This window comes from Bacteroides luhongzhouii (genome assembly GCF_009193295.2).
In the GTDB taxonomy this organism is placed as follows: domain Bacteria; phylum Bacteroidota; class Bacteroidia; order Bacteroidales; family Bacteroidaceae; genus Bacteroides; species Bacteroides luhongzhouii.
The window spans coordinates 2,642,661-2,666,045 of sequence record NZ_CP059973.1 but is presented as its reverse complement, the minus strand read 5'-3'; the positions used below and the strand labels follow the sequence as shown (position 1 = coordinate 2,666,045).

Sequence of the window (23,385 nt, the reverse complement as noted above, 5' to 3'; positions counted from 1 at the left end):
ATCTGCGTAATCCGTGCCTAAATTCCATAAACAATATACATTCATATTATTTATAATGAAAACTACTATCATAGGCTTACTACTCTTGGCTACAATAACCGTCAATGCCCAAGAAGAAGCCCGAACCTACCAACTGTCGGACGCCCCCCGATATAGCGAGGAGACGGGATATGGATACGACCTCACCTCCACACCCGAGAAAGGAAGTAAAGCACCTTTCTTCTTCTCTGTCCGTGTTCCAGACGGAAATTACAAAGTTACCGTACGCCTGGGAAGTAAAAAACAAGCAGGAGTGACCACCGTAAGAGGCGAGTCACGTCGGTTATTTATTGAGAACCTGCCAACTAAAAAAGGACAATTCGTAGACGAAACATTTATCATCAATAAGCGTACCCCTCGTATCTCCGAAAAAGAATATGTACGAATCAAGCCCCGTGAGAAAGCCAAACTGAACTGGGATGATAAACTGACATTGGAATTTAATGGGGATGCGCCTGTGTGTCAAAGTATCCGTATCGAGCCTGCCGATCCGTCGGTTATCACTGTTTTTCTGTGCGGTAACAGTACGGTAGTCGATCAGGACAACGAGCCTTGGGCTAGTTGGGGACAGATGATTCCCCATTTCTTCGGAACAGATGTTTGTATCGCCAATTATGCGGAATCCGGTGAATCGGCCAATACTTTTATCGGAGCAGGACGTTTGAAAAAAGCATTGAGTCAGATGAAGAAAGGCGATTATCTCTTCATGGAGTTCGGACATAACGATCAGAAGCAGAAAGGTCCCGGAAAAGGAGCTTACTACTCTTTTATGACCAGCCTGAAAACATTCATCGACGAAGCGCGGGCACGTGGAGCACACCCCGTACTGGTTACTCCCACCCAACGCCGGAGTTTTGACGCAACCGGACATATCCGCGATACACATGAAGATTATCCGGAGGCTATGCGCTGGCTGGCCGCCAAAGAAAATATTCCTTTGATTGACCTCAACGAAATGACTCGGACACTATATGAAGCATTAGGCACGGAAACATCCAAACGTGCCTTCGTACACTATCCGGCAGGGACTTATCCCGGACAGACCAAGGCTTTTGAAGACAATACCCACTTTAACCCCTACGGCGCTTATCAGATAGCCCAGTGTGTGATTGAAGGTATGAAGAAAGCCGTACCCGAGTTAGCCAAACACTTGAAAATAGACCCGGCATATAACCCGGCACACCCAGATGATGTGAACACTTTCCACTGGAACGAATCACCTTTCACAGAAATAGAGAAACCGGACGGAAATTAGGAGATAAGTATTAGGCATTAAGTATTAAGTATCAGGCATTAGATAAATATGAAAACCAAAAGCATCTTTCCCCTGTTCCTATTGGCAGGCACACTTTTGACAGCAGCTTGCGTCACCCCAACGGCCAAACAGGCAGGAAGCAACAGCTTCGAATGGGGGCAAGTACCGCAACAACCGGATTTGTCATGGGCTGACAGTGTAGGAAGCCGGCAAATGCCCGGAAACAGTCTTATTTTATCCGCTAATTCTTTTGGCGCAGTAGCAGACAGCACGGTGCTCAGCACAGAGGCTATCCAGAAAGCAATCGACAGTTGTTCCGTCTCCGGCGGAGGCACGGTCACCCTTCAACCGGGATATTATCAGACAGGGGCATTGTTCGTAAAAAGCGGTGTCAACCTGCAACTGGATAAGGGAGTGACTCTACTGGCTAGTCCTCACATTCATCACTATCCTGAATTCCACTCGCGAATTGCAGGTATTGAGATGACATGGCCGGCAGCAGTGATCAACATTGTCAACGAAAAGAATGCTGCCGTCAGTGGAGAGGGAACGCTGGATTGCCAGGGCAAAGTCTTTTGGGATAAATATTGGGAAATGCGGAAAGAATATGAAGCGAAAGGATTACGCTGGATTGTAGATTACGACTGCAAACGTGTACGGGGTATTCTCGTGGAACGCAGTTCGGACGTTACCCTCAAAGGATTCACCCTGATGCGGACAGGCTTTTGGGGATGCCAGATTCTTTATTCCAATTACTGTACCATAGACGGACTGGTCATTAATAATAACTTGGGAGGACACGGCCCCAGTACGGATGGCATCGACATCGACTCGTCCACTAATATTCTGATTGAAAACTGCGATGTCGATTGCAATGATGATAATATTTGTATCAAATCGGGACGTGACGCAGACGGATTGCGTGTCAATCTCCCCACAGAAAATGTAGTAATACGCAACTGTATAGCCCGCAAAGGTGCAGGCCTCATCACCTGTGGCAGTGAAACCTCCGGCAGCATACGGAATATATTGGGATACAATCTTGAAGCAGTCGGCACCTCGGCTGTACTACGGTTAAAGAGTGCCATGAACCGCGGAGGAACGATAGAAAATATCTATATGACTGATGTAAAAGCTAAAAACGTCCGCCACGTACTGGCTGCGGATCTGAACTGGAATCCCAGTTACAGCTACAGTGTATTACCTAAAGAGTATGAAGGGAAAGATATTCCGGAACATTGGAGAGTGATGCTGACTCCGGTAACACCACCCGAAAAAGGTTATCCGCGCTTCCGCAATGTGTATGTATCGAAAATCAAAGCAGAAAATGTAGATGAATTTATCTCTGCTTCCGGCTGGAATGACTCGTTACGTCTGGAAAATTTCTATCTTTATGCCATCGAAGCGCAGACCAATAAACCGGGGAAAATCTGCTATACAAAAAACTTCAATTTGTCTGAAATCACATTGGATGTGAAAGACAAAAACGCTATTGAACTAAAGGAAAATGAACAAAGTAATATCCACTTCAACTATGCTGAAACAGCTCCTGACCACCGTACTGCTGGGAATCTTGCTCATTGATGCACAGGCACAATCCCTGACTCCGCCTGTCGGTACTTTCCGGCTGGGAATATCAAAGGGAAATGAAAGTCACTGGCTGAAACCTAAAGAAAAAGTAGAAGGGATCCATTTCCAATGGAAAGCTCTGCCCGATAGTCATGGATTTATCCTGGAAGTAGAAGTAACTTCCACATCAAAAGCGGATAAACTCTTTTGGAGCTTCGGCGATTGCCAGCCGGATTCGGATATCAATGTCTTCAGTGTGGAAGGACAGGCTTTCACTTGCTATTATGGAGAAAGTATGAAATTACGTACTTTACAGGCTGTTACTCCCAGCGATGATATTCGCTTGAGCAACGGACATAAGGATGAAACTCCCCTGATGCTTTACGAATCGGGCAAACGGACAGACCGACCGGTATTGACCGGGTGTTGCAATTTATCTCCTACCCTCTCTCAAGAAAAGGTCACTAAGCCACTCCGACTTTACTTCTGTTTCTACGAACAGAATGAAAAAGCGGATTACAACTATTATATGTTACCGGATATTTTTGCCCAAATCGACAAAAAATGAAAAGAGCTTATTTATTATTCACTCTGTTAATTGGTTGCATCTATATACATGCAGCCATTTATAACGTTAAGGACTTTGGAGCCAAAGCGGATGGAAAAACCATCGATTCTCCTGCTATCAATCATGCGATTGAAGCAGCTGCAAAAGCCGGAGGGGGTACGGTTTACCTACCAGCCGGAAAATATGCCTGTTATTCTATCCGATTAAAAAGTAACATTCATTTGTATCTGGAACAAGGTGCGTGTATTCTTGCCGCTTTCCCCGGAAAAGAGGAAGGATATGATAGTGCCGAACCGAATGAACATAACAAATATCAGGATTTCGGGCACAGCCACTGGAAGAATTCCTTAATTTGGGGAATCGGGCTGGAGAACATAACGATCAGTGGCCCCGGACTTATCTACGGCAAAGGGCTGACTCGGGAGGAAAGCCGTCTGCCGGGTGTAGGCAATAAAGCTATCAGCTTGAAGGAGTGTAGAAATGTGACTCTGAAAGATTTATCCATGCTGCATTGCGGACATTTTGCCCTGTTGGCTACAGGAGTAGATCATCTGACTATTCTGAATCTGAAAGTAGATACAAATCGGGATGGATTCGACATCGATTGTTGCCGGAATGTGCGTATCAGCCAGTGCTCGGTGAACTCGCCTTGGGATGATGCCATTGTACTAAAAGCATCCTACGGTTTAGGATGTTTCCAAGATACGGAAAATGTAACAATCAGCGATTGTTACGTAAGCGGTTATGATAAAGGAAGTGTATTGGATGGTACCTGGCAACTGGATGAACCGCAAGCCCCCGATCATGGTTACCGCACCGGCCGCATCAAACTGGGAACAGAAAGTAGTGGAGGCTTCCGCAATATTGCGATTACTAATTGTATCTTTGAACATTGCAGGGGACTGGCATTGGAAACTGTAGACGGAGGACATCTGGAAGATATTGTTATCAACAATATAACGATGAGGAATATTGTCAACGCTCCTATCTTCCTCCGGTTGGGGGCACGTATGCGTAGCCCCGAAGGTACACCTGTAGGCACCATGAAACGCATTCTCATCAGCAATATCAACGTTTGGAATGCCGACAGCCGTTATTCTTCCATCATCAGCGGAGTGCCGGGTGCATGTATTGAAAACGTAACTTTCCGAAATATTCACCTCTATTATAAAGGAGGATATAGCGAAGAAGATGGTAAACGTATTCCGCCCGAACAGGAGAAAGTATATCCCGAACCTTGGATGTTCGGCACTATTCCCGCTAAAGGGTTTTATATCCGCCATGCACGGAACATTACTTTCGACGGCATCCGCTTCCACTTTGAACAGCCGGACGGTCGACCGCTTTTTGTAACTGATGACGCAGAAAACATAGAATACTATAACACACCGAAAGAATGATGAATAAGAGACAATTGATAGTTCTTTGCCTGCTCGCCGCAGGTGGAGTAATGCAAGCACAACAATGGCCGGACACTCCGGTGGAAGCACGTCCCGGTGCCAGATGGTGGTGGCTGGGAAGTGCCGTAGACGAAAAAAATCTGACGTATAATCTGGAAGAATACGCACGTACCGGAATGGGAGCAGTAGAAATTACTCCTATCTACGGGGTGCAAGGCAATGACGCGAATGAAATTCAATTCCTTTCTCCGCGCTGGATGGAAGTGCTTAAGCATACACAGGCGGAAGGAAAACGTACGGGTATTGAGATTGATATGAACACCGGAACCGGATGGCCTTTTGGCGGACCTGAAGTCAGTATCGAAGATGCGGCTACCAAGGCTATCTTCCAGACATACGAAATAGAGGGCGGCAAAGAGATTGAACAGGATATCAATGTGACCGATCCCAAGCAACAACCATTTTCCGTACTAAGCCGGGTGATGGCATACGATGAGAAAGGCAAATGTATCAACCTGACTGCTCACGTCAAAAAAGACAAGCTGCAATGGAAAGCGCCTGCCGGCAAATGGAAAGTGATCGCTCTTTACATCGGAAAAACAAGGCAGAAAGTGAAACGGGCAGCTCCGGGAGGAGAAGGCTATGTGATGAATCATCTCTCGAAAAAGGCAGTAAAGAACTATCTTTCCCGCTTTGACCGTGCTTTCAAAAGTAGCAAGACAAGTTATCCACACACTTTCTTCAACGATTCATACGAAGTTTATCAAGCTGACTGGACGGATGATTTCCTGGAACAGTTCGCTCGTAGACGGGGGTATAAACTGGAAGAACATTTCTCCGAGTTTCTGGATGCAAACCGTCCGGAAGTTAGCAAACGCATCGTGTCGGATTACCGGGAAACCATTTCCGACCTCTTATTGGAGAACTTCAGTCATCAATGGACAGACTGGGCACACAAGAACGGTAGTATCACCCGTAATCAGGCACATGGTTCGCCCGGTAATCTGATTGATATTTATGCTTCTGTGGATATTCCGGAATGTGAAGGTTTCGGACTGTCGCAGTTCCATATCGAAGGATTGCGTCAGGATTCATTGACCAAAAAGAATGATTCAGACCTGTCTATGCTGAAATATGCCTCCTCTGCAGCTCACATTGCAGGAAAAACATATACTTCTTCCGAGACATTTACATGGCTGACAGAGCATTTCCGTACTTCCCTGTCGCAATGTAAACCGGATATGGATTTGATGTTTGTTTCCGGAGTCAATCATATGTTTTTCCACGGTACTCCTTATTCTCCGAAAGAAGCTGAATGGCCCGGATGGTTGTTCTATGCTTCTATCAATATGAGCCCGACAAATAGTATTTGGCGTGATGCTCCTTCTTTCTTCAATTACATTACCCGTTGCCAGAGTTTTCTGCAAATGGGACGGCCGGATAATGATTTCCTGATTTACCTTCCGGTATATGATATGTGGAACGAGCAACCGGGACGATTGTTACTTTTCACCATCCACCACATGGATAAACTCGCTCCCAAATTTATCAATGCTATCCATCGTATTAATAATAGCGGATATGACGGGGATTATATCTCTGACAACTTTATTCGCAGTACCCGTTTCAAAGACGGACGGTTAGTTACATCGGGAGGCACTGGTTATAAAGCACTGGTAGTACCTGCTGCGCACTTGATGCCGAGTGATGTGCTGGCACATCTTTATGAACTAGCCAAGCAAGGAGCTACCATTGTATTCCTCGAAAACTATCCGACAGATGTGTCGGGATATGGTCAGTTGGAACAGAAACGGAAAAGTTATCAACAGACTTTGAAAAATCTGCCTGCCGTATCGTTTTCAGAAACAACCGTTACTCCGATTGGGAAAGGTAAGATTATCACTGGAACGGATTATGCACGTACATTGGCCAGTTGCAATATCCCTGCGGAAGAAATGAAAACAAAATTCGGGTTACAGACCATTCGGAGAGTAAATGACACAGGACATCATTACTTTATCTCTTCATTGCAAAACAAAGGAGTAGATGGTTGGATCACTTTAGGTACAAATGCCGTAACAGCCGCTCTCTTTAACCCCATGACCGGAGAATGTGGAGAAGCGAAAGTACGTCAGGTAGACGGAAAGACACAAGTCTATCTACAATTAAAATCGGGCGAGTCTATCATCCTGCAAACATACCGACAACCTTTACAGGCATCCAAGCCGTGGAAGTATGTAAAAGAACAACCCGTTAGTCTCCGCCTGGATCGTGGCTGGAAATTGCACTTTGCTGAAAGTAAACCGGAAATTCAAGGTACATTTAATATAGACCGTCCATGTTCATGGACAAACATAGATCATCCGGCAGCCCAAACAAATATGGGAACTGGCGTGTATTCTTTGGATATTGAGTTGCCTGCTCTGAAAGCTGACAATTGGATTCTTGACTTGGGAGACGTACGCGAAAGTGCCCGTGTCCGAATCAACGGACAGGAAGCTGGCTGTGTATGGGCAGTGCCTTATCAGCTTAAGGTAGGGCAATTCCTGAAACCTGGAAAAAACCACATCGAGATAGAAGTCACTAACCTCCCTGCGAATCGGATTGCAGAATTGGACAGACAGGGAGTGCAGTGGCGCAAATTCAAGGAAATCAATATTGTAGATTTAAGATATCGTCCGGCTAATTATGGGCATTGGGCTCCTATGCCTTCTGGTTTGAATAGTGAAGTACGATTGATTCCGGTAGATTTTATACAGAAGTAAGGATTGAAAAAGAGGAAAATATCTCGTTAGGGATAAGCAACGCACTTTGTCAACTGAAGCTAGAGATAAGAAGAAAAGTAATCAACCTTTTCAGGTAGTTACAAGCTAGTAGACAAGTGATTATAAACGCTGTTTCATTCCATGCAGACAAGAGATTATTCTCATCCCTATGAGAAAAGATTCTCATACCAATGGAAATATATTCTCATAGGTATGAGTATTTTTTCTCATAGGGATAAGTACAGTTGAGAATAAATAAATAAATAAATCTATCTATTGTTTACTGCTTGTTCCAATTGTTTCAATGCTTGTTCCAACACGGCACGCGGACAAGCGATGTTCAATCGCATAAAGCCTTCCCCCTCCTTGCCAAATGTTGTTCCGTCATTTAATGCAAGATGAGCATCTTCTACGAAAAGCCGGCTCAATTCTTTCTGATTGAGTCCCAACTCACGACAATCCAGGAAAATAAGATAAGAGGCTTGCGGACGAATCATTTTAATGGCAGGAATATGTTCTTTCAAATATGTTTCTGTAAAGTCCACATTTCCTTTAATATAGGCTACCACTTGATCCAGCCATTCTGTTCCATGACTGTAAGCTGCCGCTACACTAAGATAAGCAAACAGATGTCCTTCACTGAATTCACTTGCTTCCATATACTTTTGGAAACGATGACGAAGTTCGTCATTTTCAATAATTGCATAAGAACTGGCCAACCCCGGCATATTGAATGCTTTGCTCGGAGACATAAAGACAAGTGAATTCATTCGTGCTTTTTCCGAAATTAAAGCAAAAGTAGGATGTTTATAAGGAGGTAAGGTCAAGTCGGCATGAATCTCGTCAGAGATCACCAAAGTACCGCTTTCGTAACAGATATCAGCTATTAGAGAAAGTTCCTCTTTCGTCCATACGCGTCCACCCGGGTTATGGGGATTACTCAAAATCAGCAGTTTGCATCCTTGTACATCCCGGCAAAAACGGTCAAAGTCAATATGATACTGTCCATCTTTCAGTACCAATGGGCTGTATACTACTTCACGCTCATTCTTCTGCGTTACCAAAAAGAAAGGATGATAAACAGGAGGCATGACCATTACTTTATCACCTTTTTGCGTAAAACAATGAATAACAAAAGCCAATCCGCGGACAATACCGGGAGTGAAAGTCAGCATCTCTTCGCGGATCGTCCAGCCATGACGCTCCTTTAGCCAATTAACAATAGACTCCGACCATTCCTTGCAAGCAAAAGTATATCCGAGCACTTCATGTTCTAGGCGTTTTCTCAAAGCCTCTATTACAAAAGGAGCCGTACGAAAATCCATATCAGCTACCCACATTGGAATCAAGTCATTGCGTCCCCAACGACTTTCTACAGCATCCCATTTTACAGAATCTGTACCGTTACGGTTTATTATTTCATCAAAATTATAGTTCATACAGCATAATGTTTTTATGTTATGTGAGACAAAAGTAGTACATTTGTGCTCAATTCAAAAAGGAATTTATGACGAAAGCTTTATTTTTTGATATAGACGGAACACTGGTCAGTTTTGAAACTCACCGTATACCGTCTTCTACCATCGAGGCGCTGGAAGCTGCCCGCGCAAAAGGGCTAAAGATATTTATCGCTACCGGACGCCCGAAAGCCATTATCAACAATCTTTCCGAATTGCAGGACCGGAACCTTATCGATGGATATATAACCATGAACGGAGCCTATTGTTTTGTCGGTGAACAGGTTATTTATAAAAGTGCCATACCACAGGAAGAAGTGAAAGCAATGGCAGCTTTTTGCGAGAAGAAAGGTGTTCCCTGCATTTTCGTAGAAGAACATCATATCTCTGTCTGCCAACCTGATGATATGGTGAAAAAGATATTCTACGATTTTCTGCATGTGAATGTGATCCCTACTGTATCTTTTGAAGAAGCAACAAGCAAGGAAATTATACAGATGACTCCTTTTATCACGGAGGAAGAAGAAAAAGAAATCCGCCCGTCCATCCCTACCTGCGAGATAGGACGCTGGTATCCTGCCTTTGCAGACGTTACGGCAAAAGGAGATACCAAACAGAAAGGAATTGATGAAATGATCCGTTACTTCGATATTAAACTAGAAGAAACGATGGCATTCGGAGACGGAGGAAATGACATCAGCATGCTTCGCCACGCAGCCATCGGGGTGGCCATGGGGCAAGCTAAAGAAGACGTGAAAGCTGCCGCCAATTATGTCACGGCTCCCATCGACGAGGACGGAATAAGTAAGGCAATGAAACATTTCGGAATCATTTAATAATTTGCAAATACGTCAACGTGCTAAATGAGCGTAGATACTGATAACACAGCATTTCAAGATGCACTGAATCTGATTCAATATACCCGTCAATCTGTCTTTCTGACCGGAAAAGCTGGTACGGGGAAATCTACATTCCTGCGTTATGTCTGCGAGCATACCAAGAAGAAGCATGTTGTACTTGCACCGACCGGAATTGCCGCAATCAATGCCGGTGGAAGTACCATGCACAGTTTCTTCAAACTACCTTTCTATCCGTTATTGCCGGATGATCCTAATTTAAGTCTCCAACGTGGCCGTATTCACGAGTTCTTCAAATACACCAAGCCACATCGTAAGTTGCTGGAACAAATAGAACTGGTCATTATCGACGAAATCTCCATGGTACGCGCAGACATCATTGATGCCATCGACCGTATCTTACGAGTTTATTCACATAATCTTCGCGAACCATTCGGTGGAAAACAACTTTTATTGGTGGGTGACGTCTTCCAACTGGAACCCGTCGTGAAGAACGATGAGCGGGAAATTTTGAACCGCTTCTATCCCACTCCTTACTTTTTTTCTGCCAGAGTGTTCGGACAAATAGACCTGGTCTCTATCGAACTTCAAAAAGTATATCGACAGACGGACCCTGTATTTGTCAGCGTCCTCGACCATATCCGCACCAATACTGCCGGAGCTGCAGATTTGCAACTACTCAACACCCGCTACGGAAGCCAGATTGAAGAATCTGAAGCGGATATGTACATCACACTCGCTACCCGAAGAGATACGGTCGACGCCATTAATGAAAAGAAATTAGCAGAACTCCCCGGAGATCCCATTACTTTTGAAGGAGTTATCGAAGGAGATTTTCCGGAAAGCAGTCTGCCCACTTCACAAGAGCTTGTGTTAAAACCCGGTGCGCAAATCATCTTTATCAAAAACGATTTTGACCGCAGGTGGGTAAACGGTACGATTGGTGTCATTGCCGGAGTTGATGAGGAAGAAGAAACTATCTACGTCATCACCGACGATGGAAAAGAATGTGACGTAAAACTGGAATCATGGCGAAATATCCGCTACCACTACAACGAAAAAACAAAAGAAATAGAAGAAGAAGTGTTAGGCAGCTTCACTCAATACCCTATCCGGTTAGCATGGGCCATCACTGTTCATAAAAGTCAGGGACTGACCTTCAGCCGTGTAGTCATCGACTTCACAGGTGGTGTATTTGCAGGAGGACAAGCATACGTAGCACTTAGCCGTTGTACCTCACTGGATGGCATCCAGCTCAAAAAGCCTGTTAACCGTGCCGATGTCTTCGTCCGCCCCGAAATCGTCAACTTTGCCGGACGTTTCAACAACCGCCAAGCCATCGACAAAGCCCTGAAACAAGCACAGGCCGATGTGCAATATGTCGCAGCCTCACGCGCCTTCGACAAAGGGGATATGGAAGAATGTCTGGAACAGTTTTTCCGTGCCATCCATTCCCGCTACGATATTGAGAAACCTGTTCCCCGCCGTTTGATCCGCCGCAAACTCGGCATCATCAATACACTGAAAGAACAAAACAAAAAACTCAAAGAACAGATGCGCGAACAACAGGAACGTATACGACAATACGCCCACGAATATCTGTTAATGGGAAACGAATGTGTCACCCAAGCCCACGACATACGTGCCGCCCTCGCCAACTACGACAAAGCCCTTAGCCTCGATCCCAACTACATAGATGCCTGGATAAGAAAAGGAATCACACTCTTCAACAACAAAGAGTACTTCGACGCTGAAAACTGTTTCAACACCGCTGTCAACCTCCATCCTGCAAACTTTAAAGCAGTCTATAACCGTGGAAAGCTCCGACTAAAAACAGAAAACACAGAAGGCGCCATCGCCGACCTGGACAAAGCCACCAGCCTGAAACCCGAACACGCCGGCGCACACGAACTTTTCGGAGACGCCCTGTTAAAAGCCGGCAAAGAAGGAGAAGCCGCCCTGCAATGGAGAATTGCGGAAGAACTTAGAAAGAAAAAATAGCCCAGGTAATCAATATATCAATTTTCATTTCAGTACGGAAATTAATAAAACAACTTAGATCTGTTTTAATTCCTTTCTGTGGTGAAAAGAATCAAAACTGCACCAGATGAAATTAAATTAGATACAGTTTCCCTAAAAATAACTTCTTTCTCCCTCTATATCAAAAACTTTTATTAGTTTTGTTCTTTGTAATATATCAAACTCTTAAAATAGAAGCAAATGAAAAAAGGTTTGAAAATCGCAGCTATCACCGTAGGAGTAATTATCATTTTGATGTTCCTTCTTCCTTTCGCCTTCCAAGGAAAGATAGCCGACATTGTAAAAACAGAAGGCAACAAGATGCTTAACGCACAATTTGACTTTAAGAACCTTAACATTAGTCTGTTCCGCAATTTTCCACAGGCTTCTGTCACTCTCGAGGATTTCTGGCTGAAGGGTACAGGTGAATTTGCCAATGACACTCTTGTACAAGCCGGAGAAGTTACCGCCGCAGTCAACTTATTCTCTCTTTTCGGAGATAGCGGTTACGATATTTCTAAAATATTTATTGAAGACACACGGTTACATGCTATTGTCTTACCGGACGGACGTGCCAACTGGGATATCATGAAACCGGATACAGCAGCAACAGCAGAAACGTCTGTTACAGAAGAAGAAACATCTTCTCCCTTCAAAGTGAAACTGCAACGCTTTGTTATCAAAAACATGAATCTGATTTATGACGACCAACAAGGTAAAATGTATGCTGATATCCGCGACTTCAACGCTATCTGCGCCGGAGACTTAGGAAGCGAACATACCACTCTGAAACTGGAAGCGGAAACTAAATCACTCACCTACAAGATGAATGGAATCCCTTTCCTGGCAAATGCCAATATCTCCGCTAAAATGGACGTAGATGCCGACCTTGTCAACAACAAATACACATTAAAAGACAACACCATCCGCCTCAACGCCATTCAAGCAGGTATCGACGGCTGGGTAGCTTTGAAAGACCCAGCTATTGACATGGACTTGAAACTTAACACGAATGATATAGGCTTCAAGGAAATTTTGTCATTGATTCCCGCCATTTACGCCACAGAATTCTCCAGTCTGAAAACAGACGGAACTGCAACACTTACCGCAACGGCCAAAGGTATCCTGCAAGGAGATACCGTTCCCGCATTCAATATTGACATGCAAGTCAAGAATGCCATGTTCCGCTATCCGGCTCTACCGGCAGGAGTAGATCAAATCAACATCAGTGCCAACGTCCAGAATCCCGGAGGAAATATTGACCAGACTACAGTCAACATCAATCCGTTCAGTTTCCGCCTTGCCGGAAATCCGTTCAGCTTGACCGCCAATGTAAAAACACCGGTCAGCGATCCTGATTTTAAAGCAGAAGCGAAAGGAGTACTCAACTTAGGCATGATCAAACAAGTCTACCCGCTTGGAGACATGGAACTGAACGGTACTATCGACGCTGATATGCAAATGTCGGGACGCCTCTCATCTATCGAAAAAGAAGAATACGAGCGTATACAAGCTTCAGGTACTATCAGACTGACGGACATGAAACTCAAGATGAAGGATATGCCGGACGTAGAAATCAAAAAGTCACTCTTCACCTTCACCCCGAAATACCTCCAATTGAGTGAAACAACCGTCAACATCGGAAAGAACGATATCACAGCCGACAGCAAGTTTGAAAACTATATCGGTTATGCATTGAAAGGAACTACATTGAAAGGAAATCTGAATATTCGTTCCAACTACTTCAATCTGAACGACTTCATAACCGCTTCTACCGATGAAGCCTCCCCATCAGAAGCTGCGTCCGCCGACTCCGTAGCTACAGCTACCACAGGCATTGTTGAGGTTCCCCGCAACATCGACTTCCAAATGGACGCCAACCTGAAACAGGTGTTATTCGACAAGATGTCGTTCAATAATATGAATGGTAAACTTGTTGTAAAAGATGGCAAAGTGGATATGAAAAACCTTTCCATGAACACCATGGGTGGTAATGTCGTGATGAACGGCTATTACTCCACCGCCAACGTAAAGAAGCCGGAAATGAAAGCCGGATTCAAGCTCACCGATATCGGTTTTGCGCAAGCTTACAAAGAGCTGGATATGGTGCAGAAAATGGCTCCTATCTTCGAAAACCTGAAAGGTAATTTCTCCGGAAGCATCAATGTCCTGACAGATTTGGATGCAGCCATGAGCCCCGTACTGAATACAATGCAAGGTGACGGTAGCCTTTCCACGCGCGACCTTAGTTTAAGCGGAGTAAAAGCAATCGACCAGATAGCCGATGCCGTGAAACAACCAAGTCTGAAAGACATGAAAGTGAAAAACATGACATTGGATTTCACCATCAAAGACGGACGCGTAGAAACCAAACCATTTGATATAAAAATGGGAGACTATACGTTGAATCTTTCCGGCAGCACAGGACTCGATCAAACCATCGACTATTCCGGTAAAGTGAAACTGCCCGCATCCGTAGGCAATATCTCTAAGTTAATGACTCTTGACTTGAAAATCGGAGGTTCGTTCACCTCTCCGAAAGTCAGCGTAGATACCAAAAGCATGGCCAACCAAGCTGTCGAAGCCGTAGCGGATGAAGCAATCAGCAAACTCGGGCAGAAACTCGGACTGGACTCTGCCGCTACCGCCAATAAAGACTCAATCAAACAAAAAGTTACAGAGAAAGCTGCGGAAAAGGCACTGGATTTCTTAAAAAAGAAACTCAAATAAGAGTGAAGGAGGATAAGTTATGCTTCTGAAGTTATATGACAAAAATAACAATCCGCAGGATTTGCAACGAATCATCGATATCCTGAATGATGGCGGACTTATCATCTATCCTACCGATACGATGTACGCCATCGGCTGTCATGGTCTGAAGGAACGTGCAATAGAACGGATATGCCGGATTAAAGAAATAGACCCTCGAAAAAACAATCTGTCTATCATCTGTTATGATTTAAGTAGTATCAGCGAATATGCGAAAGTAAACAATAATGTATTCAAACTGATGAAGCATAATCTTCCGGGGCCATTTACCTTTATTTTGAACGGAACCAACCGGTTACCCAAAATCTTCCGCAACCGGAAAGAAGTGGGTATCCGTATGCCGGACAATAACATCATCCGTGAAATCGCACGCCTGCTGGACGCTCCCATTATGACCACCACACTGCCCCACGAAGAACATGAGGACTTGGAATATATGACAGATCCCGAACTTATAGATGAAAAGTTCGGTGACATCGTCGACCTGGTCATCGACGGCGGTATCGGAGGTATAGAACCTTCAACGGTAGTGAAATGTACGGACAACGAACTGGAAATCGTCCGACAGGGAAAAGGCTGGCTGGAAGAGAATTAATTCCCACTGACAGCTATCTCTAACTTACAAAATGGGCTGCAATCAATTCAACACTGATGCAGCCCATTCTTTTTATAGAATCAATTTTATGCTTACTTAATCAAAGATTCCGGATCTAAATGAGCAGACTCGATATCTTTGAAGTAACGGTAAGTACCTACTTTCAATTCCGCCGTAGCAGCATCATCACAAACAATAATACCTTTTTCATGCATTTGCAATGCACTGATTGTCCACATCTGTGTGATAGCACCTTCTACTGCATGATACAAAGCACGAGCTTTGTTATGACCGTTTACAATAATCATCACTTCCTTTGCAGAAAGCACAGTACCCACTCCCACTGTCAAAGAAGTCTTGGGAACTTTGTTGATGTCATTATCAAAGAAACGGGAGTTAGCAATGATGGTATCCATCGTCAATGTTTTCTGACGAGTGCGTGAAGTCAATGAAGATCCCGGTTCGTTGAACGCAATATGTCCGTCAGGACCGATACCGCCCATGAACAGGTCGATGCCACCGTATGACTTGATCTTTTCTTCATAACGTGCACACTCTGCATCCAAATCCGGAGCATTACCATTCAGAATATTCGTATTCTCCGGTTTGATGTCGATATGACCGAAAAAGTTATTCCACATGAAAGAATAATAGCTTTCCGGGTGTTCTTTCGGCAATCCTACATATTCATCCATGTTAAATGTTACCACATTCTGGAAGGAAACGATTCCTTTCTTATTCAGGTCGATCAGAGCTTTATACATACCCAGAGGAGAAGACCCGGTGGGGCAGCCCAATACAAATGGTTTTTCAGGGGTTGGATTGGCAGCTTTTATTTTAGCAGCAACATAATGTGCAGCCCACAGAGATACGGACTGATAGTCCGGCTGAATAATAAGTCTCATAAGTCGATTGTTTTATAGGTTAGTTAATAAATTATTATCTCATTCACAGTTTTAACGATCTTTCTTCAAACGATCCGCCATGGCACGTGCCAGATTTTCACACTGAGTATAAGTCAAGTCTTTCATCGCCTGTTTCATCTCCACCGGATCACCGATCAATTCGAATTTACTCTTTTCCGCAAACTCTGCCAGACGCTTCACCGCAGCACCTGCCCACGTGAAAGAACCGAAATAACCCAAATAACGCCCCTTCACCTCACGCAACAGAATCTTTGAAAGCAACGCTTCCACTTCCGGGAATATCTGATTACTATAAGTGGGAGAACCGATAATCAATCCCTTGTAACGGAAGATATCCGCTATAATATAAGAAGGATGGCTCTTTGTCACATTATGCATAACGATGTTCTTAACACCCTGTGCCGAAAGCTCTTCAGCAATAGCTTCCGCCATTTGCTCCGTATTTCCATACATGCTTCCATAAGCAATAACAACGCCTTCGTCTGCGTCATAACGGCTCAAACGGTCATAGATGCCGATTACCTTTGCGATATTCTCTGTCCATACCGGTCCATGTGTAGAACAGATGGCAGAAATAGGTAGTCCGCCCAATTTTTGCAAAGCTTTTTGCACAGGGCTTCCGTATTTTCCTACGATGTTAGAGTAGTAACGAACCATTTCTCCCCAATACTTATCCACATTGATCCGCGTATCCAGGAATCCGCCATCTACAGTGCCAAAGCATCCGAATCCGTCGCCGGAGAAAAGAACGCCGTCCGTTTCATCAAAAGTCATCATCGTTTCCGGCCAATGCACCATCGGAGTCATATAAAAACGCAGTTTATGATGTCCCAAAGCTAAGAAATCACCTTCCTTTACCAAATATTGTTCGCCGGTTACCCCATAGAAACCCTCAATCATACCGAATGTCTGCTTATTACCCACGATAATAATTTCCGGATAATGTTGCTTAATCAGTCGGATCGATCCCGAATGATCCGGTTCCATGTGGTTTATAATCAAATAATTAATGGGACGTTCGCCAATCACTTGCTTAATCTTACGCAAGTAGACTTCAAAATAACAGATATCTACCGTATCCACCAATGCCACCATTTCATCATCAATCAGATAAGAGTTATATGAAACTCCATAGGGCAATGGCCACATCCCTTCAAATCTATGCTTGTTACGGTCATTCACTCCCACATAGTGGACATTTCCTTTAATTCTTGTTTTATGTTCCATTCTTCAAATCCATTTAATATTTCTTCCACCATCTATATTCCGCCCAAACAGCTATTTATTCAGTGGCAAGTTTATCGTCTGCAAAAATAATCCTTTTTTCCGAATCCCTATACTTCTTACCTTGATAAGCACCTCTTTCTTTCATTCTTTTTTGTAAACGCGCTACAAATTCATAATTTTTCAATCCCCAGTCCGGAGCTATTAATAAATCTTTAGGAGATTGGGAAACAAAACGCTCCACAACTATATCGGGACGGAGATGCTCTACATAATCAATCACCAAATCAATGTATTCCTCCACTTCGCTAAACAAATGAAAGCCAACAGGATTCTCATCATATTCGTGTGCCATTCGTGTACCACGAATCAACTGTAACTGATGGATTTTGAGTGTAGCTAAAGGCAGGTCGGAAAGGCTTTCCGCCTGCGCCACCATTGTATCATGCGTTTCGCCCGGAAGTCCGAGGATGATATGTCCACCTGTCAGGATACCGCAGGCGGCTGTCCGCCGGACGGCTTCCACCGTATCTGCATAAGTATGCCCCCGGTTAATGCGTTTTAAAGTTTCATCACAAGTGCTTTCGATCCCATATTCAACCATAAGGAAAGTATGTTTGTTCAATTCTTCCAAGTAACGCAACAAACTCTCCGGCATACAATCGGGGCGTGTACCTATCACCAGCCCCACTACCCCATCTACCGTCAACGCTTCTTCATATTTACGCTTCAAGCCTTCCAGTTCCGCATACGTATTGGTATAGGCCTGAAAGTAGGCTAAATATTTCATTTCCGGATATTTATGGGCAAAAAAGTATTTACCTTCTTCCAATTGGGTAGTGATAGATTTCTCTGTCCGGCAATAATCCGGATTAAAAGTCTGGTTATTGCAATATGTACATCCGCCCCATCCTTTTGTTCCATCACGATTAGGACAAGTGAAACCTGCGTTCAATGAAATCTTTTGTACCTTGTAAGGAAAATATTTCCGCAAAAAAGTAGGAAAATCATTATATAATAGCTGCGTAGACATGTTCATTCACTTCTTTCTTTATTTTACCTACAAACATAAGCAAAATCAGCGAGTTATGGAAAGTTGGCACAAAATATCTTCAATATATTAAAAAAATCATAAATACTATAAGATAAATTAATAAACATTGCGATTCAAAAAACAATTTAATTAGCTTTGTTATGATTTTAGGCATTGGCAGGAGGATACTTGTGAAAGTCTTGTGCAATTTATTCCCCAATTTATGATTTCATCTCACCATACCCCATGCAACTCTTGTCAATAAAATTATCCTCTTTATATTCTGAATAAGATTATAAAGAGGATTTTTTAATGAATATTATTCTTTTCACTTTTCAAAAACAACGAAGAGAGATCAATACGATATAGTAAAAAGAGGAAAAAATAAGCAAAAATGGGTATTATTCGTTCAAACCATTTATCGCGCTTTCTATTCTGCATTGTTTTATCTATTTTTGCTATAAACATTAAAGCAACTACTATGAAACGGCTCCATACTTTATTTCTTTTTCTAACAATAACGCTCACTCTAATTGCCCAACCCATCTGCCAGGTAAAACATTTTTCGGTGAGTGACGGTCTTGCTCAAGGAGTAGTGATGAGTATATTACAGGATCAGAAAGGGCTTGTCTGGTTCAGTACCTGGAATGGACTTAACAAGTTTGACGGATACACGTTTAAGACTTACAAAACTTCACAAGAGAGTAAATACGCATTCGGAAGTAATCGTATGGGAACTATTTCAGAAAGCAAATACGGAGATATATGGTGCCCCACTTACGATGGGCAAGCTTGTCTTTTTGATGTAGAGTCCGAGAAGTTTATTGATGTTCTTCAACCTATTGAACTTTCCACGAAACAAAGTAATTATGTTACACGTATCTATTCGTTGGAGAAAGGCATTGCCTGGATTCTCTGTGAAAATGGATATGCATTCAGAGTGGACGAGCAATTATGTAAAAAAGGAGAAGGTATCACACTTTATGCAACTTCGAATCACAACCTGAAAGGAGACCAGATATTTAACGTTTATCAAGACTCTGAAGAAGACGAATGGATATTGACGGACAAAGGAGTTTCCATCATAGGGAAGAAAACATTGGATACTGACTTTCCTTTTCAATTTATCACTCAAATAAAGGAAACGATCTATCTGATCGCAGAGAAAGATAAGTTAGCCAGGTATGACTTTCATACTAAAAAGCTGAAATTCGTAGATATTCCTTATCCGCACGATAAAATAAACAATGTTACTACGATAGGGAAAGATATACTGGCATTGGGAACAGACAATGGACTGATATTGTATTCTATTCCAAAGAACAGTTTCCAGCAAATAGATATCCGCACAGCTACACAAACTTCTAACTTTGTAGAATCTGTCTATCAGGACTGTCAAGGAGAGATCTGGGTCTTCTCAAAAGATCCTGGCATCGTCCGTCTTAATCTAGTGGCCAATGAGAAAGAACATCTGTTCACTCCCAAAGATGAAATTATCAAGCATGGACGCAAAAGTCGCAAACTTATATTTGAAGATAATGCCAAAAACCTATGGCTACTCCCCACAGAAGGAAACTTCTGCTATTATGACAGAAAAGAAAGAACACTCAAACCGCTTCTTACGGACATCAATAATCCCAAATCCATTTTCAGCCCGTTAGTCAGGTATTATACATTGGATAATCAGGGAAACTGCTGGTTCGCGACAGCACGCGGCGTAGAAAAGTTATGTTTCTTTCCACAAAGTTATCAATTCAATTTGACTGATTACGAAGCGGAAACACGGGCATTCCTGCAAGACAGCCATAATCGTTTATGGACAGCATCGAAGTCTAATTATATTCAAATATTTGCACCGGATGGCAGCCTGGTAGGATACTTATCCAAACAAGGGAATATCACAAAAGAAAAGCAAGCCTTCTTCAATGGAGTATATTCTATTTTAGAGGATAAAGAGGGAAATATCTGGTTGGGGACAAAAGATATCGGTCTCTTCCAACTAAAAAGAACAGGAGTCCCGCAAAAGATAAAAGCAAACCAAAAAGCAAGAGAAAATCAATACTCTATTCACCATTTTGAGCATCAGCCCAATGATCCTTACAGTTTAAGCAGCAACAGCATTTATACAATCTTTCAGGATAGTCGCAATAATATCTGGGTAGGGTGTTATGGAGGCGGGTTAAATTTGCTGACACAAACTAAAGATGGAAAGACCTCATTTATCCATAGTAATAATGAATTAAGAAACTATCCCATAGCTTACGGAATGAAAGTACGTAATATCGCTGAAGCTCCGGGAGGAGTTATTTTAGTGGGAACGACTAATGGATTGCTTACATTCTCGAACAATTTCGAACGTCTGGAAGAGATTAAATTCTACCGGAATATCCGCAGGCCGGGAGATAAAAACAGCCTTAACGCCAACGATATCATGCACATTTATACAGACAAAAATAAAACTACTTATGTGATTAGCTTTACCGGAGGCATAAACAAAGTGATATCTCCCCATCTGCTTAGTGAGAATATCCAATTCAAAAACTATGACAAGAATGACGGATTGGCTTCCGACTTGGCACTATCGATGATTGAAGATGCGCAGAATCAACTATGGGTTGTTTCGGAAATTGCACTTTCCAAATTCAATCCTGCCAAAGAAACATTTGAGAATTATGAGTTGAGTTCCATCTACCAGGATTTCAATTTTTCCGAAGCTCTTCCTATTATCAATGCCCGCAATCAAATTGTATTGGGAACTGATAAAGGTTTTCTGGAAGTTTCTCCGGAGAAGATGCGAAAGAGTGGCTATGTCCCTCCAATTGTATTTACAGGACTCAAGATTCAAGGACATTCCACCGCTCATTCTATCGACGATCTGGAAGAACTGGAACTGAAGCCGTCACAAAGGAATGTTACTTTTCAGTTTGCTGCACTTGATTACGTCAACCCGAAAGGGATTCTATACGCCTATCGCCTGCAAGGGCTAGAGGATGAATGGAATGAAGCTGATAATAACCGTTCTGCAAGTTACATCAATTTGCCTGCCGGCAAGTACCAGTTGCAGATAAAGTCAACAAACAGTGACGGAGTTTGGGTAGACAATGTACGAACTCTGCAAATACACGTGCTCCCCACCTTTTGGGAAACATATTGGGCATGGCTGCTCTATTTCACTCTGTTTATACTCTTCACGGCAAGTATCGTATATGTGTTGTTTTACATCTACCGGTTACGTCACAGAGTCGATATGGAGCAACAATTAGCAAATATCAAACTGCGATTCTTTACTGACATATCTCATGAGTTACGCACTCCGCTGACATTAATCAGTAGTCCTGTGACAGAAATCCTGGAGAATGAACCCCTCTCTCCTTCCGCCCGTGAACACCTGACTTTGGTACATCAGAATACAGAACGCATGCTCCGGCTGATGAATCAGATTTTGGATTTTCGTAAGATTCAGAATCAAAAGATGAAACTATTGATTGAAGAGACCGATTTGATTCCACTTTTGCAAAAGGTGATGAGTAGCTTTAAATCGATAGCCGAAGAAAAGAACATAAACTATCAGTTGACCTCTACCATCCAATCGGTTTATAGCTGGGTGGACAGAGATAAATTTGAAAAGATATTCTTCAATCTGCTTTCCAACGCGTTCAAGTATACACCTGCCAATAAATCAATAACAGTCAATATTACGACGAAAGAAAAGATGATAGAGATAGAGGTGGCAGACGAAGGAATCGGAATTGCAGTAGAAAAACAACATTCGTTGTTCCAACGTTTCGAATCATTGGTAAAACAGAATATTCTGCAACCCTCTTCCGGCATCGGATTGTCTTTGGTGAAAGAGATGGTGGAAATGCATCATGGCACTATTACAGTAGACAGTCAGCCGGGAGCAGGCAGTCGTTTCACAGTAAGTTTACCTTTACAACGGGAGGTTTTCGAAGAAGATGTGCAGGTAGAGTTTATCCTGAACGACAGCCAAAGTTCAACGCCTCATCCGGTCGATAGCATGAAAGCGCCGGAAGAGGTGGAGGAAAAAGAAGACCTCGAGAATAATTCGGATGGTTTCTCCATATTGGTGGTAGAAGATAATGAAGAGTTGAAAGCATTTCTGAAAAACATCCTATCGGAGAACTACACTGTGATAACAGCTTCCAACGGTGAAGCAGGATTGCAGCATGCTGTTGACAATTTGCCAGATCTGATTATCAGTGATGTCATGATGCCTGTGATGGATGGTTTAGAGATGATCAGGCAAATCAAAGAGAACAATAATATTTGCCATATACCTATCATTGTGTTATCTGCGAAGGCTTCTTTGGACGATCGCATCGCCGGATTGGAACAAGGTATTGACGATTATATCACCAAACCTTTCAGTGCCACTTATCTAAAAACCCGTATCGCTTCCCTGCTGCGTCAGCGCAAAGCATTGCAGGAAATTTACATGAATAGGCTGATGGAAGGAAAGACTGCCTCTTCTCCAGATCTTCTTACTCCTTCGCAACCACAAATTACTCCGTACGACGAGCAATTTATGGAGAAAGTAATGGCTTACATGGAAGAACAGATGGACAATGCCGAACTAACCATTGACCAATTTGCGGAACAACTGATGCTTAGCCGTACCATCTTCTACCGGAAATTAAAATCAATCGTCGGACTGACACCAGTGGACTTTATACGGGAAATACGTATCAAACGTGCCGTCCAATTGATTGACAGCGACGAATACAACTTCTCGCAGGTAGCATATATGACGGGATTCAACGATCCGAAGTATTTCAGCAAATGCTTCAAGAAAGTGATAGGAATTACACCATCAGAATATAAAGAGAGGAAAAAGTGAAGAAATCCTCCTTTTCTACCGGATAATCCCCACAAAAATAATGAAAAGCAC

14 protein-coding genes are annotated in these 23,385 nt (G+C 43.1%); 10 read left to right on the top strand and 4 right to left on the bottom strand.

What is annotated here, in order from left to right; genetic code table 11:
* Positions 1–55 precede the first annotated feature (55 nt).
* The 5 genes from GD631_RS09515 to GD631_RS09495 are packed head-to-tail and all read left to right on the top strand — an operon-like array spanning position 56 to position 7,596.
* Positions 56–1,294, top strand: a complete 1,239-nt coding sequence (locus GD631_RS09515; protein WP_143258005.1) for a rhamnogalacturonan acetylesterase — start codon at positions 56–58, stop codon at positions 1,292–1,294.
* 48 nt (positions 1,295–1,342) lie between these two features.
* Positions 1,343–2,878 (top strand): glycoside hydrolase family 28 protein, encoded by a 1,536-nt coding sequence (locus GD631_RS09510; protein ID WP_143258004.1) that lies wholly within the window; start codon positions 1,343–1,345, stop codon positions 2,876–2,878.
* Positions 2,829–3,431, top strand: coding sequence for a DUF4450 domain-containing protein (locus tag GD631_RS09505; protein WP_143258475.1), 603 nt, complete (start codon positions 2,829–2,831; stop codon positions 3,429–3,431). Before GD631_RS09510 ends, GD631_RS09505 begins: the two co-directional genes overlap by 50 nt.
* Positions 3,428–4,831 (top strand): rhamnogalacturonidase, encoded by a 1,404-nt coding sequence (locus GD631_RS09500; protein ID WP_143258003.1) that lies wholly within the window; start codon positions 3,428–3,430, stop codon positions 4,829–4,831. The genes GD631_RS09505 and GD631_RS09500 overlap by 4 nt, the downstream gene beginning before the upstream one ends.
* Positions 4,828–7,596 (top strand): alpha-L-rhamnosidase, encoded by a 2,769-nt coding sequence (locus GD631_RS09495; protein WP_185911615.1) that lies wholly within the window; start codon positions 4,828–4,830, stop codon positions 7,594–7,596. The genes GD631_RS09500 and GD631_RS09495 overlap by 4 nt, the downstream gene beginning before the upstream one ends.
* A 269-nt stretch (positions 7,597–7,865) precedes the next feature.
* Here GD631_RS09495 and GD631_RS09490 read toward each other — a convergent pair whose 3' ends face one another.
* Positions 7,866–9,035 (bottom strand): MalY/PatB family protein, encoded by a 1,170-nt coding sequence (locus GD631_RS09490; protein WP_143258002.1) that lies wholly within the window; start codon positions 9,033–9,035, stop codon positions 7,866–7,868.
* A gap of 68 nt (positions 9,036–9,103) precedes the next feature.
* Between GD631_RS09490 and GD631_RS09485 the strand changes: the two genes are divergently transcribed.
* The 4 genes from GD631_RS09485 (at position 9,104) to GD631_RS09470 (ending at position 15,293) form a co-directional block, all read left to right on the top strand.
* On the top strand, positions 9,104–9,889 hold the full coding sequence (locus GD631_RS09485; RefSeq protein ID WP_143258001.1) for a Cof-type HAD-IIB family hydrolase: 786 nt from the start codon (positions 9,104–9,106) through the stop codon (positions 9,887–9,889).
* A 27-nt stretch (positions 9,890–9,916) separates the two neighbouring features.
* A complete protein-coding gene (locus tag GD631_RS09480) occupies positions 9,917–11,911 on the top strand; it encodes a tetratricopeptide repeat protein (protein WP_143258000.1) in 1,995 nt (664 codons plus the stop codon).
* Positions 11,912–12,130: 219 nt separating this feature from the next.
* Complete coding sequence (locus tag GD631_RS09475; RefSeq protein WP_143257999.1) at positions 12,131–14,659, top strand: AsmA family protein; 2,529 nt, start codon at positions 12,131–12,133, stop codon at positions 14,657–14,659.
* Positions 14,660–14,678: 19 nt separating this feature from the next.
* Positions 14,679–15,293: an L-threonylcarbamoyladenylate synthase gene (locus GD631_RS09470; protein ID WP_143257998.1), complete on the top strand. Its 615-nt coding sequence runs from the start codon at positions 14,679–14,681 to the stop codon at positions 15,291–15,293.
* A gap of 92 nt (positions 15,294–15,385) precedes the next feature.
* Here GD631_RS09470 and nagB read toward each other — a convergent pair whose 3' ends face one another.
* Genes nagB through mnmL form a run of 3 tightly spaced genes read right to left on the bottom strand, consistent with a single transcriptional unit; the run spans position 15,386 to position 18,482 of the window.
* Entirely contained in the window at positions 15,386–16,198 is an 813-nt protein-coding gene (gene nagB, locus GD631_RS09465) for a glucosamine-6-phosphate deaminase (protein WP_004301540.1), read from the bottom strand.
* A gap of 51 nt (positions 16,199–16,249) precedes the next feature.
* Complete coding sequence (locus GD631_RS09460) at positions 16,250–17,446, bottom strand: FprA family A-type flavoprotein (protein ID WP_143257997.1); 1,197 nt, start codon at positions 17,444–17,446, stop codon at positions 16,250–16,252.
* A 55-nt stretch (positions 17,447–17,501) separates the two neighbouring features.
* On the bottom strand, positions 17,502–18,482 hold the full coding sequence (gene mnmL, locus GD631_RS09455; protein ID WP_185911614.1) for a tRNA modification radical SAM protein MnmL/YtqA: 981 nt from the start codon (positions 18,480–18,482) through the stop codon (positions 17,502–17,504).
* Between the two features lie 475 nt (positions 18,483–18,957).
* On the opposite strand from mnmL, the gene GD631_RS09450 reads away from it, so the two are divergent.
* Positions 18,958–23,334 carry a hybrid sensor histidine kinase/response regulator transcription factor gene (locus GD631_RS09450; protein WP_143257996.1) on the top strand — a complete coding sequence of 1,459 codons (4,377 nt, stop codon included), beginning with the start codon at positions 18,958–18,960 and terminating at the stop codon, positions 23,332–23,334.
* Positions 23,335–23,385 lie beyond the last annotated feature (51 nt).